The sequence below is a fragment of the Leisingera sp. SS27 genome (assembly GCF_028368855.1).
Lineage (GTDB): Bacteria > Pseudomonadota > Alphaproteobacteria > Rhodobacterales > Rhodobacteraceae > Leisingera.
The window spans coordinates 1-14446 of sequence record NZ_JAQNCY010000018.1 but is presented as its reverse complement, the minus strand read 5'-3'; the positions used below and the strand labels follow the sequence as shown (position 1 = coordinate 14446).

General features: G+C 65.2%; 11 protein-coding genes and 1 pseudogene. 9 read left to right on the top strand and 3 right to left on the bottom strand.

Translation table 11 applies throughout. The features are described 5' to 3' along the window. Positions 1-19: 19 nt before the first annotated feature. Entirely contained in the window at positions 20-1264 is a 1245-nt protein-coding gene (gene repC, locus N6L27_RS22370) for a plasmid replication protein RepC (protein WP_271909638.1), read from the top strand. A 153-nt stretch (positions 1265-1417) separates the two neighbouring features. Next, positions 1418-1834 carry a CBS domain-containing protein gene (locus N6L27_RS22365; protein ID WP_271909637.1) on the top strand — a complete coding sequence of 139 codons (417 nt, stop codon included), beginning with the start codon at positions 1418-1420 and terminating at the stop codon, positions 1832-1834. A 9-nt stretch (positions 1835-1843) separates the two neighbouring features. Here the strand turns inward: N6L27_RS22365 and N6L27_RS22360 are convergent, their stop codons facing one another. Both N6L27_RS22360 and N6L27_RS22355 read right to left on the bottom strand, forming a co-directional pair. Beyond that, a complete protein-coding gene (locus tag N6L27_RS22360; protein ID WP_271909636.1) occupies positions 1844-2596 on the bottom strand; it encodes a Crp/Fnr family transcriptional regulator in 753 nt (250 codons plus the stop codon). 161 nt (positions 2597-2757) lie between these two features. Then, entirely contained in the window at positions 2758-3531 is a 774-nt protein-coding gene (locus N6L27_RS22355; protein WP_271909635.1) for a FadR/GntR family transcriptional regulator, read from the bottom strand. A 330-nt stretch (positions 3532-3861) separates the two neighbouring features. Here N6L27_RS22355 and N6L27_RS22350 point away from each other — a divergent pair, with 330 nt between their 5' ends. From N6L27_RS22350 to lpdA, 7 genes are all read left to right on the top strand, one after another. Then, the gene (locus tag N6L27_RS22350) at positions 3862-4914 is read left to right on the top strand and encodes a TRAP transporter substrate-binding protein (protein ID WP_271909634.1); all 1053 of its coding nucleotides are present in this window, start codon (positions 3862-3864) and stop codon (positions 4912-4914) included. A gap of 122 nt (positions 4915-5036) precedes the next feature. Next, positions 5037-7103 carry a TRAP transporter large permease subunit gene (locus tag N6L27_RS22340; RefSeq protein WP_334312521.1) on the top strand — a complete coding sequence of 689 codons (2067 nt, stop codon included), beginning with the start codon at positions 5037-5039 and terminating at the stop codon, positions 7101-7103. A 19-nt stretch (positions 7104-7122) separates the two neighbouring features. Then, the gene (gene dld, locus N6L27_RS22335) at positions 7123-8805 is read left to right on the top strand and encodes a D-lactate dehydrogenase (protein WP_271909633.1); all 1683 of its coding nucleotides are present in this window, start codon (positions 7123-7125) and stop codon (positions 8803-8805) included. A 252-nt stretch (positions 8806-9057) separates the two neighbouring features. Then, a complete protein-coding gene (locus tag N6L27_RS22330; RefSeq protein ID WP_271909632.1) occupies positions 9058-10293 on the top strand; it encodes a 3-methyl-2-oxobutanoate dehydrogenase (2-methylpropanoyl-transferring) subunit alpha in 1236 nt (411 codons plus the stop codon). 1 nt (position 10294) lies between these two features. Next, on the top strand, positions 10295-11308 hold the full coding sequence (locus N6L27_RS22325) for an alpha-ketoacid dehydrogenase subunit beta (RefSeq protein ID WP_271909631.1): 1014 nt from the start codon (positions 10295-10297) through the stop codon (positions 11306-11308). Between the two features lie 3 nt (positions 11309-11311). Then, positions 11312-12583: a dihydrolipoamide acetyltransferase family protein gene (locus tag N6L27_RS22320; protein WP_271909630.1), complete on the top strand. Its 1272-nt coding sequence runs from the start codon at positions 11312-11314 to the stop codon at positions 12581-12583. Further along, positions 12584-13942 (top strand): dihydrolipoyl dehydrogenase, encoded by a 1359-nt coding sequence (gene lpdA / locus N6L27_RS22315; RefSeq protein WP_271909629.1) that lies wholly within the window; start codon positions 12584-12586, stop codon positions 13940-13942. A gap of 30 nt (positions 13943-13972) precedes the next feature. Here the strand turns inward: lpdA and N6L27_RS22310 are convergent. After that, a pseudogene (locus N6L27_RS22310) lies at positions 13973-14446 on the bottom strand (hypothetical protein); the annotation flags it as partial.

The following is a 14446-nucleotide window of genomic DNA, read 5'->3' as shown; positions in this document are numbered from 1 at the left end:
TGATGATGACATGGGATATATGCCCCTCACGCCTTTCGGGCGGACGGTGGATGCTGTCCTGCTGAAACATCAGCAGGCCGCCGCCGCGCACTCCCCTATGCTCAGCCCTGTCAGCAAATGGGACGCGCTGCGCGAACTCGCTGCGGCGCGCAAGGGCTACGGCCTGAACGACCGCGACCTCTCTGTCCTGCAGGCGCTGCTCAGCTTCCTGCCCGGCACCGAAGTGGACCCGCAGCCCGGCGCCACCGTTGTGCACCCCTCCAACCGGGCGATTTGCGAACGGCTGAACGGGATGCCCAACTCCACCATGCGCCGCCACATGGCCAAGCTGGTGGCTGCGGGCATCCTGATCCGCCGCGACAGCCCCAACGGCAAACGCTACGTGCGCCGCTCTCAAGGCGAACGGGTGGCCTATGGGTTTGACCTGTCTCCCCTCGCCCGCCGCTACGCCGAGTTTTCGGACGCCGCCGAGGCGGATCGCGCTTTGGCGGACCGGATCAAGCAGCTGCGCGAAACCGTCACCCTGATGCGCCGCGACCTGCTGAACCTTGCCCTTCTGGGCGCCGCAGAGCGTCCTGAGATTGCCGTCTGGGACCAGTTCCAGGACCTCGCCCATCTCACCGCCCGCGACCTGCGCCGCAAGCTGGGACTGACGGACCTGGCTCACATCCAGGCATCCCTCTCCGCCGCACTGGAGGAAGCCAAACGCCAATTAGAGACCCTTTTTGCAGAGGAACCGGGCACCAGCGGCGCCCAAAATGAGCACCACTATCAGAATTCTAAGAAAGACTCTTTTGAATCTGAACAGTCCGTAAAGGCAGCGCACGCACTGCATACGGAATCGAAAGAGGATACCGGCTATGCTGAGAAACCCTCAGAACAAGGTTCCGTGAACCATGAAACTTTGCACCAGTCACCAAAGGCCCCTGCCCCCAGCGGCCCAAACCTCCCCCTGCGCCTGATCCTCTCGGCCTGCGGTGAAATCCAGAGCTATGCGGATGGCCCCATCCGCCATTGGCCCGACCTCCTGCGGGCGGCCGATACCGTACGCCCGATGATGGGGATCTCTTCAGCAGTCTGGGAAGAGACCAAGATTGTTATGGGCACCGCAGAAGCCGCAACCGTGGTCGCAGCCATGCTGGAACGGTTCCCGGACATCCGCTCCCCCAGCGGATACCTCCGGCATCTGAACATCAAGGCGGTCTCCGGCACCTTCACCAGCGCCCCGATGGTCATGGCTCTGGCCCGCAAGGCCGCAGCCTAGAGAGTTCACAGCTGTGAACTCCTGCCCTGCCCTTGCAGGTCCGGCAACTGCCTGGTCCGTTTACGGCGGTTAATGCACAGGACGCGGGAATGGCCGAGACTTGATATGCGGCGACTCAGCCGGTTCAGGGGAACGATTCAAAAGGAGAAGGTCATGCTAGTCCAGGAGATCATGACCGTGCCTGCGCGTTTTGCCCGCCCGCAGGACAGTGCTGCCAGTGCCGCGGAGCAAATGAAGAGCCTTGGCATCGGCGTGCTGCCGGTGGTCGAGGCAGAGGGAATCGTGGGCATCCTGACAGACAGGGATCTGGTTCTGACGCTGGCCGGTGAAAACCAGCAGCTGGAAAGGCTGCCGGTTGCGGCTGTCATGACAGCCGGAGCCGTGTGCTGCCGCACCTGCGACTCGATCGAAACGGCAGCGGCGCTGATGGGAGACCATCAGGTGCGCCGGCTGCCGGTACTGGACGGTGACGGGAACCTGGCGGGTCTGCTGTCGGTCACCGACATTGCGGTGCACGCCTCTGAGCGGCTTGCCGGGGAAGCGCTGGGAGAGATTGCCGAGTACCGCTAGTGCCCGGTTCTAGTCCGGCACCGGTGTGATCTCAGCGGCGAGCCGGTCCGGTTCGGCGCCTGCCACATCCGCGAGGGCGCTGAGGTCATTGATACGGATGTCCATGTGATCCGCGGTTTCCACCAGGCCATTCCTGACAAAACGGCGCAGGGTGCGGCAGACATGCACCGCAGTCAGGCCCGTGAAATCGCCAATGTGGCGCTGGGTCAAGGGCAGGTGAAAGGCGCAATTCTCTGACAGGCCCAGCGGTTTCAGCCGCAGGCACAGTTCAATCAGCGCATAGGCAATCCTGCCTTCTGCGCTGCCGCGGCCCAGCCGCAGCATACGTTCCGACAGCCGGCTGCGTTCTGCAGCCTGGACGTGTTCATGGGCGCGTGCCAGCGGCGCGGATGCTGCGAGCAGGCTGTGCCAGGCGGGCAGGGGGATGACGCAGACCCGGGCATCGGTCACCGCCTCAACGCTGAAACCGGCGGTTTTTCCGTCGGCGGACGTCGGGTCGGCGACATCTCCGGGCAGGAGGAAATCAATCAGCTGCACCTCGCCGTTCAGGGAAGATTTCGAGGTGGCAAGCCACCCGTCCATAACGATGATGATCTTGCCGCTGTCGTCGCCGTCCTGCAGCAGCAGCCTGTTAGCGGGGACGGTCTGGATATTCTTGCGGAAGCTGTGCAATGCGGGATCCCCGGTGCCGAATTCCACCGCACCGATGCGCAGGCATGCAGGTTCGGCGAACTGGATCGGAATGGGGGCGTGCCCTGTCATTGCGTCTGTCCCTGTCTGGCATGGCAGTACGCGCCATTGACCGGCGGTCCGGTTGCCGGTTCTGCAGGGAAAACGATACCGGGGCAGGGCGGTTTTGTCGACTGGACGGGTGAAAGGCCGGACAAGCGCTTAAGAACGTCTGCCGCGCACCGGCCATAGGCCTATCTGGTCAGCTGCCGCCGCTTGGCGGCGCGGATCTCGCGGGCCTGCTGCTCTTGCCCGGCGCGGAAGGATTCCTCGACAAAATCCATGTGGCGCCGGGCAGCCGCCTCGGCGCGCTCCGGGTCGCCGTCGATGATCGCCTGGGCAATTTCCTTGTGCTGCTTCAGCAGCTCGGCGCCGGTGCCATCCATGGTGCGCAGGAATTCCCGGTTGTAGAACACCCCCTGCCGGGTCAGATCGTAGACCGAGGCCATCATGTGGATCAGCGTGGTGTTCTGGCTGGCATCGACGACGGCGGTGTGCAGGCGGAAGTCGGCCTCCTGGCTGGCATCCTGATCGTCCTGTTCCCAGGCTTTCTGCATATCGGCGATGATCTCGGCCAGCCGTGCCTTGTCGGAGTCTGTAGCGCGGGCGGCGGCCAGGCGGCTGGCAAAGGCCTCCTGCTCGCGGCGGTATTCCAGGTAGTCGTAGAAGGCGCCGCCGTGGCGGGTGTAGAGCGACAGGAGGGCAGGGGACATGGCCCGGCCGGTGAGCGGCGCGATGAAGGTGCCCTCGCCGTGGCGGACATTGACCAGCCCGCGGCTTTCCAGTGTTTGCAGCGCCTCGCGCAGCTTGGGGCGCGACACCCCCATGGCCTCTGCCAGCTCCCGTTCGGAGGGCAGTTTGCGGCCTTCCTTGAGGATGCCGTCGACGATCATCGTCTCAATCTGCTCCACCACGGCATCGGCAATCGATTCGTGTCCAACTGGGTCAAACGGGCGGATATCGGTCATGGCGTCCACTTTGATGCAGAGAAACCTCGAACCAGAGGTCATTCCGAAACTTTACCACTGCGCCGCAAAACTGCAAGCCGCGGTACCCAGAAATACGGATATCCGGGGTTGAGACAATAGCATGAAAGAAAACAATCTTTTCTGAACCTGCCTTCAAAGTGCGAAAAATACATGCGGTTTTGCACGCTTCACGTTCCCGCGGTCAGTCGGCTCAGTGGTAAATAAAGTTGTTGACTGATTTGTGTGGTCAATAATATTTACCAGTCATGCCGCATCAGCGGTTGGAATTGCGGCCGGAGGAGCGGCCGGACTGAACCCGGAGGAGATCCCATGAAGAAGACCCTGACCTCGCTGGCCGTGGCCGCATCGCTGCTGGCGGCCCCTGCCGCACAGGCCGCCGACAAGCTGCTGCTGAAAACCCCGATTGCGTTTTCGACCGCGCTGCCGGGGCTCGGCACGCCGATCCCGCGGGTGGCTGAGCAGCTGGACCTGATGTCCGGCGGCAGCCTCAAGATGAAGGTCTATGAGCCCGGCAAGCTGGTGCCGCCGTTCGAGATCTTGGATGCGGTGTCCTCGGGCAAGATCAACTCCGGCTACACCACCGCCGGTTACTGGGCAGGCAAGATCCCGGCCGCGCCGCTGTTCTCTGCCGTGCCGTTCGGTCCGGAAGCGGGCGAATACATGGCCTGGCTCTACTATGGCAACGGCATGACCCTTTATCAGGAGATGTACGATCAGGCGGGATACAATGTGAAGGTGCTGCCCTGTGCAGTGATCGCGCCGGAGACCTCCGGCTGGTTCGCCAAGGAGATCAACAGCGCCGAGGACCTGAACGGCCTGAAGATGCGGTTTTTCGGCCTGGGCGGCAAGGTGATGCAGAAGCTGGGTGTGGCCACATCGCTGCTGCCCGGCGGCGAGATCTTCCCGGCGCTGGAGAAGGGCGCGATTGACGCAACCGAATTCTCGATGCCCGCCATCGACGCCCGTCTGGGCTTTCACAAGCTGGTGAAATACAACTACTTCCCCGGCTGGCACCAGCAGGCCACCGTGTTTGAACTGCTGGTCAACAAGGACGTCTGGAACGAAGCCAGCGACCAGCACAAGGCGATCATCGAAAACGCCTGCAAGGCGTCGATGGCCGACAGCTTTGCCGAAGGCGAGGCGATCCAGCATGCGGCGCTGATCGACAATGTTGAAAACAACGGCGTCCACATCAAGCAGTGGGACGCGCAGATGCTGGAGCTGTTCCGTGCAACCTGGGACGAGGTTGCCGCGGAAGAAGCCACCAATGACCAGTTCTTCGGCCGGGTGCTGCTGGACATGCAGACCTTCCGCGAAGGCTATGCGGTCTGGAAGGAAAACGCATTCCTCCCGCGCAAGTAATCCGCTTGCGCACCTTGGGGCGGCAGCATTTCCGCCGCCCCGCCTTTCCCGATTTTCGTCATTTCCCTGACTGACACGGGCGCATTCACGTCCGCGCACGCCACGTTCCGGAGGAGGAAACCATGGCTGAGAATCTGCACCTGCAGGACGACCCGATCGAACGCTACGAAGAGATCCTTGAGCATGGCGACGAGGACCGGCAGCAGCTGGCGGTGTGGATCGACAACGCGGTCAAGGGGACCGGCAATCTGGTGATGTGGGCCAACCTGCTCTTGGTGCTGGCCATCGTGTCGCAGGTCGCGCTGCGCTACTTGCTGAACCAGAACTATCCCAAGCTGGACGAGATCCAGTGGCATTTCTACGGGCTGGTGACGATGATCGGCATATCCTATGCGCTGGTCACCGACAGCCACGTGCGGGTCGATGTGCTGCACATGCAGCTGAGCCGCCGCGCCCGGCGGATCATCGAGGTGATCGGCATCCTGACCCTGCTGGTGCCGTTCATCTATCTGATGATCGATCAGGGCTACGATTATTTCTACGAAAGCTGGCGGGTGAGCGAACGTTCCGACAGCCCCACGGGCCTGCCGGCCCGATGGGCGCTGAAGGCGGTGATCCCGCTGAGTTTCGTGCTGCTGGCGGCAGCGGCGCTGGCGCGGCTGATCCATGACACCCACGCGCTGCTGGCGGGCCCGGCAGAGGAGCGCGCCGGGAAAAGCCTGCGGCTGGTGATCTGGGCGCTGGTTGGCTTTGCCATTGTCGCCACCGCGCTGACCTTCCTGGTGGAGACCACCGAGGAAAAGTTGGTCATTGCCATGTTCCTCACCTTCATTGCGCTGCTGTTCACCGGCTTTCCGGTGGCCTGGACGCTGGCCGGTGTGGGCGTGGCTTATTGCGGGCTGGCCTATCTGTTCGACAACGGCATGATGCACTGGACCGGGCTGGAGGAAACCCTGACCGGGCTGGACTATCTGACCCTGGGGGCGGTGGTGAACCGGGTCTATGCCACCATGTCGAACGCGGTGCTGGTGGCGCTGCCGATGTTCATCTTCATGGGTCTGATGCTGGATGAAAGCGGCGTGGCGGAGCGGCTGATGGGGGCGATGCAGCGCCTGTTCGGCACCGTGCGCGGCGGACTGGCGATCACCGTCACCATGATCGGCATCATCCTGGCGGCCTCCACCGGCATTATCGGTGCCTCTGTGGTGCTGCTGGGCGTCCTGTCGCTGCCGTCGATGATGGAGCAGAAGTACAGTCCCGCTCTGGCGGCGGGCGTGGTCTCGGCCTCCGGCACGCTGGGCATTCTGATCCCGCCCTCGATCATGCTGGTGATCATGGCCGACCAGATGGCGCTGAGCGTGGGGGACCTGTTCATGGCGGCGGTGTTCCCGGGTGTGATCATCGGTGCGCTCTACCTCACCTATATTTTCGTGATTGCGCTGATCAAACGCGACGTCGCGCCGGTGCCTGCGGGGGCCAAGCGCCCGGACTGGGCGGCGGTCAAGGACGTGCTGATTGCGGTGCTGCCGACGCTGGGGCTGATTCTGGCCGTGTTAGGCTCTATTTTTGCAGGGCTCACCACGCCGACCGAGGCGTCGGGCGTGGGCGCATTGGGGGCGACGCTGCTGGCGCTTGGCTACCGCAAGCTGACGCTGGCGAAGCTGGTCAATGTGCTCAAGGCGACCTTCAACACCACCGCCTATATCTTTGCGATCTTCCTGGGCGCGACGGTGTTTTCCTATGTGCTGCGGGAGCTGGGCGGCGACGCGCTGATCGAGGAGATGATCCAAGGCACCGGCTTCGGGCCTGAGGGCACCGTCTTCATGATCCTGTTCATCGTGTTCCTGCTGGGTTTTGTGCTGGACTGGATCGAGATCACCCTGATTGTGCTGCCGCTGATGCGCCCGATCGTGAACGGGCTGGGCCTGGATATTCCCGGCTTCGGCGCCATCGATGAGCCGGCGCTGGTGTGGTTCGTGATCCTGGTGGCGGTGACGCTGCAGACGTCCTTCCTGACGCCGCCGGTCGGCTTTGCGCTGTTCTACCTCAAGGGCGTCTGCCCGCCGGAAATCCGCCTGGGCCATATCTACAAGGGCATCATTCCCTTTGTGCTGCTGCAGCTGACCGGGCTGATGTTTGTCTACCTGTGGCCGGCACTGGCGACCTGGCTGCCCTCTGTGGCGTATTGAGCAGGGGAGGGCGGCTGTTATGACTGATGCAGAGCTGATTGCTGCGCTGAAATCCATCTGCGGGCGCCGCCATGTGCTCACCGGCGGCCGCGCCACCCGGCGGTTCCGCAAGGGGTTCCGCTCCGGTGAGGGGGAGGCGCTGGCGGTGGTCCGGCCGGCAACCCTGCTGGAGCAGTGGAAGGTGCTGCAGGCCTGTGTCGCGGCGGACAAGATCGTCATCATGCAGGCGGCCAACACCGGGCTGACCGAAGGCTCCACCCCCAAGGGCAGATATGACCGCGATGTGGTGCTGATCAACACCCGGCGGATGGACCAGCTGCAGCTTCTGGACGGCGGTAAGCAGGTGGTGAGCTTCCCGGGCAGCACCCTGTTTGCGCTGGAAAAGCTGCTGGCGCCCTTGGGCCGGCAGCCGCATTCGGTGATCGGCTCCTCCTGCATCGGGGCGTCGATTGTGGGCGGGGTCTGCAACAACTCCGGCGGGTCGCTGGTGGAGCGGGGGCCGTCCTATACCGAGCTGTCGCTGTTTGCCCGTATCACCGGGGACGGGGAGCTGGAACTGGTCAACCATCTGGGCATCAATCTGGGCGCTAGCCCGGAGGAGATCCTGACCCGGCTGCAGAACGGCGATTACCGCCCTGAAGATGTTGAGACCGGCAACCGGAAAGCCTCCGACACTTCCTATGCGCGCAGGGTTAGAGATATCGACGCGCCGACCCCGGCGCGGTTCAATGCCGACAAGTCGCGGCTTTATGAGGCGGCGGGCTGCGCGGGCAAGCTGGCGGTCTTTGCGGTGCGGCTGGATACCTACGCGAAAAACGCCGAAGAGCTGACGTTTTACGTCGGCAGCCGGACCACGGCGGCGCTGACCGCCCTGCGCCGCCGCATTCTGGCGGAGTTTGCCACCCTGCCGGTCAGCGCCGAATACATGCACCGGGATGTCTTTGACCTGTCGGACCGCTATGGCAAGGACACCATGGTGATGATCGACAAGCTGGGTACGGACCGGCTGCCCATGTTCTTTGCGCTGAAAGGCGCGGTGGATGCGCGGCTGGCCGGCATTCCCGGCCTGGGCAATCTGACCGACCGGGTGATGCAGATGCTGTCGCGCCTGTGGCCGGATATCCTGCCGCGGCGGATGCGGGCGTTCCGCCGGTCCCACCCGCACCACCTGATCCTCAAGATGCGCGATGGCGGCATTGCCGAGGCCCGCGCCCTGCTGGCGGAGATGGCAGCCGGCGGCAGTCTCAGCTACTTCGAATGCACCCCGCGCGAGGCCAAGATGGCCGGGCTGCACCGCTTTGCTGCGGCCGGCGCCGCGGTGCGCTACATGGCCGTGCACCGGGCCGAGGTGGAGGACATCATCGCGCTGGATATCGCCCTGCGCCGCAACGATCAGGACTGGTTCGAGGAACTGCCGCCGGAGATCGGGGATCAGCTGGCCGGCAGGCTCTATTACGGGCATTTCATGTGCCACGTGCTGCATCAGGACTACATCGTGAAGAAGGGTGCAGACGTGAAGGCGCTGAAGGACGCGATGCTGGCTCTGCTGGACAAACGCGGGGCCGAATACCCGGCAGAGCACAACGTCGGCCACCTGTACCCGGCCAAGCCGGATCTGGCGGCGTTCTACAAATCGGTGGACCCCACCAACAGCATGAACCCCGGCATCGGCAAGATGTCCCGGAACAAGCATTACGCCTGACCGGCCGGCGGCACCCCCGGACCGAAAAGTTGCGTTAAACCAGCCGCCTGGGCCGCCGCCCGGGCGGTATTCTGTCATGCAAAGGTTGCCGTGGCGGCGCGGTTCTGCAACCGTGGCAGTCATTGGTTACCGGACTATGTGGTAAAAAAACGGGGCAGGGCAGACGGCAGCGGCACAGACCGGCGGCGTCCGCCCGGCACGGAGCAGCCCGCCGGACGGCGTCCCGGGGCTGCACAGCCAGAAAGGTGCAGCATGACCAGTGACACCCGACCGCTTTCGCTGAATGTTCCTGAGCCGGGCTGCCGCCCGGGCAATACGCCGGATTTTTCCGGTTTTGAAATTCCGCGCGCGGGCGCGGTGCCGCGGCCGCCGGTGGATGTGGACCCGGATGCGATCCGGGACATGGCGTTTTCCATCGTGCGGGTGCTGAACAAGGACGGCGAGGCGGTGGGCGACTGGGCGGGCGCGCTGAGCACCGAAGAGCTGCACGAGGGGCTGCGCCACATGCTGCTGCTGCGGACGTTCGATGCGCGGATGCTGAATGCGCAACGGCAGGGCAAGACCAGTTTCTATATGCAGCATCTGGGCGAGGAGGCGGTCAGCTGCGCCTTCAGCCGGGCGCTGGAGCCGGGCGACATGAATTTCCCGACCTACCGGCAGGCCGGGCTGCTAATCGCCAGCGGCTATCCGATGGTCACCATGATGAACCAGATCTACTCCAACGCCGAGGACCCGCTGCACGGGCGGCAGCTGCCGATCATGTATTCCTCCAAGGAACACGGGTTTTTCACGATCTCCGGCAATCTGGGCACCCAGTTCGTGCAGTCGGTGGGCTGGGCCATGGCCTCTGCCATTTCCGGCGATACGCGGATTGCGGCGGGCTGGATCGGCGACGGCTCCACTGCGGAGAACGATTTCCACGCGGCGATGGTCTTTGCCTCGACCTACACCGCGCCGGTGGTGCTGAATATCGTCAACAACCAGTGGGCCATCTCGACCTTTCAGGGCATTGCCCGCGGCGGGGTCGGCACCTTTGCCGCGCGCGGCCACGGGTTCGGCATCGCCTCAGTCCGGGTGGATGGCAACGACTATCTGGCAGTGCACGCGGTGGCGAAATGGGCCTGTGAACGCGCCCGGCGGGGGCATGGGCCGACCTTGATCGAACATGTGACCTACCGGGCGGGCGGCCATTCCACCAGCGATGACCCGTCGGCCTACCGGTCCCGGCGCGAGGCGGCGGCCTGGCCGCTGGGCGACCCGGTGGAGCGGCTGAAGAAGCACCTGATCGCCATCGGGGAGTGGAGCGAGGAGCGCCACGCCCAGGCCGAGGCAGAGGTGCTGGACACGGTGCGCGCGGCGCAGAAGGAGGCGGAGGCCATCGGCACGCTGAGCGCCGGCAAGGTCCCCAGCCCGCGCGACATGTTCGAAGGCGTCTATGAAACCATGCCGCCGCATCTGATCCGGCAGCGGCAGGAAGCGGGGTTCTGAAATGGCGCGGATGACGATGATCGAAGCCATCCGCGAGGCCCATGACGTGGCGATGGCGGCGGACGAAAGGGTGGTGGTTTTCGGCGAGGATGTGGGATTTTTCGGTGGTGTCTTCCGCTGCACCGCGGGGCTGCAGGAGAAATACGGCAAATCCCGCTGCTTTGACGCACCGATCAATGAATCCGGCATTGTCGGCACCGCCATCGGCATGGCGGCCTATGGGCTGAAGCCGGTGATCGAGATCCAGTTCGCGGATTACGTCTATCCGGCCTATGACCAGATCGTCTCGGAGGCCGCGCGGCTGCGGCACCGCTCGAACGCGGATTTCACCTGCCCGCTGGTGATCCGGATGCCCACCGGCGGCGGCATTTTCGGCGGCCAGACCCACAGCCAGAGCCCGGAGGCGCTGTTTACCCATGTGTCGGGGCTGAAGGTGGTGATGCCCTCCAATCCGCGCGACGCCAAGGGGCTGCTGCTGGCGGCCATCGCGGACCCGGATCCGGTGATCTTCTTTGAGCCGAAGCGGCTCTATAACGGGCCGTTTGACGGCCATCACGACAAGCCGGTGGAAAGCTGGAAGTCCCATCCGCTGGGCGAGGTGCCGGACGGGGACGGCATCGTGCCGCTGGGCAAGGCGGCGGTGCGGCGCGCCGGCGCGGAGGTGACGGTGCTGGCCTATGGCACGATGGTGTTTGTGGCCGAGGCGGCGGCGGCGGAGACCGGCGTGGACGCCGAGGTGATCGACCTGCGCAGCCTGATGCCGCTGGACCTGGAGGCCATCGTGGGTTCGGTGCAGAAGACCGGGCGCTGCGTGATCGTGCATGAGGCGACCCGCACCTCCGGTTTCGGGGCAGAGCTGATGGCGCTGGTGCAGGAGCATTGCTTCTACCACCTGGAGGCGCCGGTGATCCGCGTCACCGGCTGGGACACGCCCTATCCGCATGCGCAGGAGTGGGAGTATTTTCCGGGGCCTGGCCGGGTGGGCGAGGCGCTGAAGAAAGTCATGGAGGACTGATCCATGGGGGTGTTTGAAATCCGGCTGCCCGATGTGGGCGAGGGCGTTGCCGAGGCGGAGCTGATCGAGTGGCATGTGAAACCGGGCGACGTGGTGCGCGAGGATGACATCCTGGCCGCGGTGATGACCGACAAGGTGGCGGTGGAGGTGCCGTCTTCGGCGGACGGCACGGTGCTGGAGCTGGGCGGTGAAATCGGCGCGATGATCCCGGTAGGCGGGGTTCTGGTGCGGCTGGAGGTTGAGGGCGCGGGCAATGCCGCCGCCCCCGCACCGGAGGCAGAAGCTGAGCAGGCTGCTGAGACAGCGCCAGAGACAGGGCCAGAGACACAGCCAGAAACAGGGCCAGAGCCGGCACGGGAGCCTGCGGCAAAGAAACCGGGGCGCCGGATGCCGCCGCCGGAGGGCGCCAGGCCGCTGGCTGCGCCCTCGGTGCGGGCGCGGGCACGGGCCGAGGGGGTGAACCTGCGGCAGGTGCCAGGCAGCGGCCCGGCGGGGCGCATCAGCCATGAGGACCTGGACAACTGGATTGCCTCGGGCGGCATCAAGCAGGGCGGCGTCACCCGCGGCCGCAACACCGGGGTTGAGGAGATCCGGGTGGTCGGCATGCGCCGCAAGATCGCCGAGAAGATGGCGCAGGCGAAACGGCAGATCCCGCATATCACCATCGTTGAGGAGGTGGAGATGGGGGCGCTGGAGGATCTGCGGGCGGCGCTGAACAAGAAGCACGAGGGCAGCCGCCCCAAGCTGACCCTGCTGCCCTTCCTGCTGCGCGCCATTGTCGAGGCGGTGCGCGAGCAGCCCGGGCTGAACGCCCGGTTTGACGATGAGGACGGCGTGATCCACCGCCACGGCGGTGTGCATGCGGGCATTGCCACCCAGACAGGTCAGGGCCTGACGGTGCCGGTGGTGCACCATGCAGAGGCGGGCAGCCTGTGGGACAATGCGGCGGAAATCCAGCGGCTGGCGGAGGCCGCCCGCGACGGCTCGATCAAGCGGGAGGAGCTGAGCGGCGGCACCATCACCATCACCTCGCTGGGGCCCTTGGGTGCCATCGCCACCACCCCGATTGTGAACTACCCGGAGGTGGCCATCGTCGGCGTCAACAAGATGCAGATCCGCCCGGTCTGGGACGGTCAGCAGTTCCGGCCGCGCAAGATGATGAACCTGTCCTGCTCCTTCGACCACCGGGTGGTGGACGGCTGGGACGCCGCGGTCTTTGTGCAGAAACTGAAATCCCTGCTGGAAACCCCAGCGATGCTGTTTGTCGAGGGCTGAATGTCTGATCTGAAATGCAAACTGCTGATCATCGGCGCCGGTCCCGGCGGCTATGTCTGTGCCATCCGCGCGGGCCAGCTGGGAATCGACACCATCGTGGTGGACGAGGGCAAACCGGGCGGCACCTGCCTGAACGTGGGCTGCATCCCGTCCAAGGCGCTGATCCATGCGGCGGAGGAATTTCACCGGATCGCAAGCGCGCCGCAAGGGCCGCTGGGGATCAGCTGCGGCGCGCCTGCGATTGATCTTGCCAAAACGGTGGCTTGGAAGGATGGCATCGTGCAGCGCCTGAACAGCGGCGTGACGGCGCTGATGAAAAAGGCGGGCGTGCGGTTCGTGCAGGGCCGCGCCCGGTTTCTGGACGGCAAGACAGTGTCGGTGAACGGCAATGGCGACGGCCAGGTGATCCAGGCGCAGCATATCGTGATCGCCTCCGGCTCTGCCCCGGTGGAGTTGCCGGATCTGCCGTTCGGCGGCCCCATCCTGTCCTCGACCGGAGCGATGGAGCTGACGCAGGTGCCGGACAGCCTAGCGGTGGTCGGCGGCGGCTATATCGGGCTGGAGCTGGGCACCGCCTTTGCCAAGCTGGGCGCCAAGGTCACGGTGGTCGAGGCGGAGGAGCGCATTCTGCCGCTTTATGATGCGGAGCTGACCCGCCCGGTTGCGGCGCGGCTGGAGGCGCTGGGGGTGGCGGTGAAGACCGGCACCTCGGCGCGGGGCTATGAGAACGGCAGGCTGCTGACCAGTCAGGGCGACGTGGCGGCGGAGAAGGTGCTGGTGACCGTCGGGCGGCGGCCCCGCACCGCGGGGATCGGCATCGAGGAGCTGGCGCTGACCCAGGACGGGCCGTTTGTCAAAACCGACAGCCATTGCCAGTCGTCGATGCGCGGCATCTATGCCATCGGGGATGTGACCGGCGAGCCGATGCTGGCCCACCGCGCCATGGCGCAGGGCGAAATGGTCGCGGAGCATATCGCGGGCCATGCGGTCCAGTGGGACAAGCGGGCCATTCCGGCGGTCTGTTTCACCGATCCGGAGGTGGTGGCCTGCGGCGCCCTGCCGGGCGAGGTCGAGGGCACCGCCGCCACGGTTTTCCCGCTGCAGGCCAATGGGCGCGCGCTGACCGCGGAACGCGAGGACGGCTTCCTCCGGGTTGTCTGGCGCCAGAGCGACCATGCGGTGATGGGCCTGCAGGCGGTTGGGGCAGGGGTGCCGGAACTCTCTGCCGCCTTTGCGCTGGCCATCGAGATGGGCGCCTGCCTGGAGGATATCGGCGCGACGATCCATGCCCATCCGACCCAGTCGGAAGCCCTGCAGGAGGCCTGCCTCAGAGCATTGGGGCAGGCGCTGCATATCTAGCGTCAGGACCCTGGGGTCCTGACGCTGGGGTCAGCCGGATGTGCTGACCGGGCCGTCCCGGGCCGGGGCGGTGCTGAACACGGCAGGCGCGCCGCCGGGCGTCTGCAGCAGCAAGCAGGGGGACTGCGTGCCGGGCAATACGGCTTCGCCTGCAAACCGGGCTCCCAGTGCTTCGGCGGCCAAACGCGCGCCGGAGGCAGAGGCGGTTTTGATGTTCGGCACCCAAGCAGGACGGGGAAGCGGCGGCAAGACGTGCGTCAGGTGCCAGCCGGCAAGTCTGTTCGACGGCCCGTGGATGGGCACTGCTGCCTGCGCCTGCGCCTGCGCCTGTGGCTGTGCCTGTGCGGCCTGCAGCTGCCAGCCGCAGACCGCGGCGTAGAACTCCGCAGGAAAGCCCGCGCCGTTTGACAGGTAGATCTCGGGGCCGAATTGCCGGGCTGGCGCAGGGAAGCTGTGGCGTGAGAGCGAAATACCAAGCAGCGCTCCCAAGGGATCGCGCAGCAG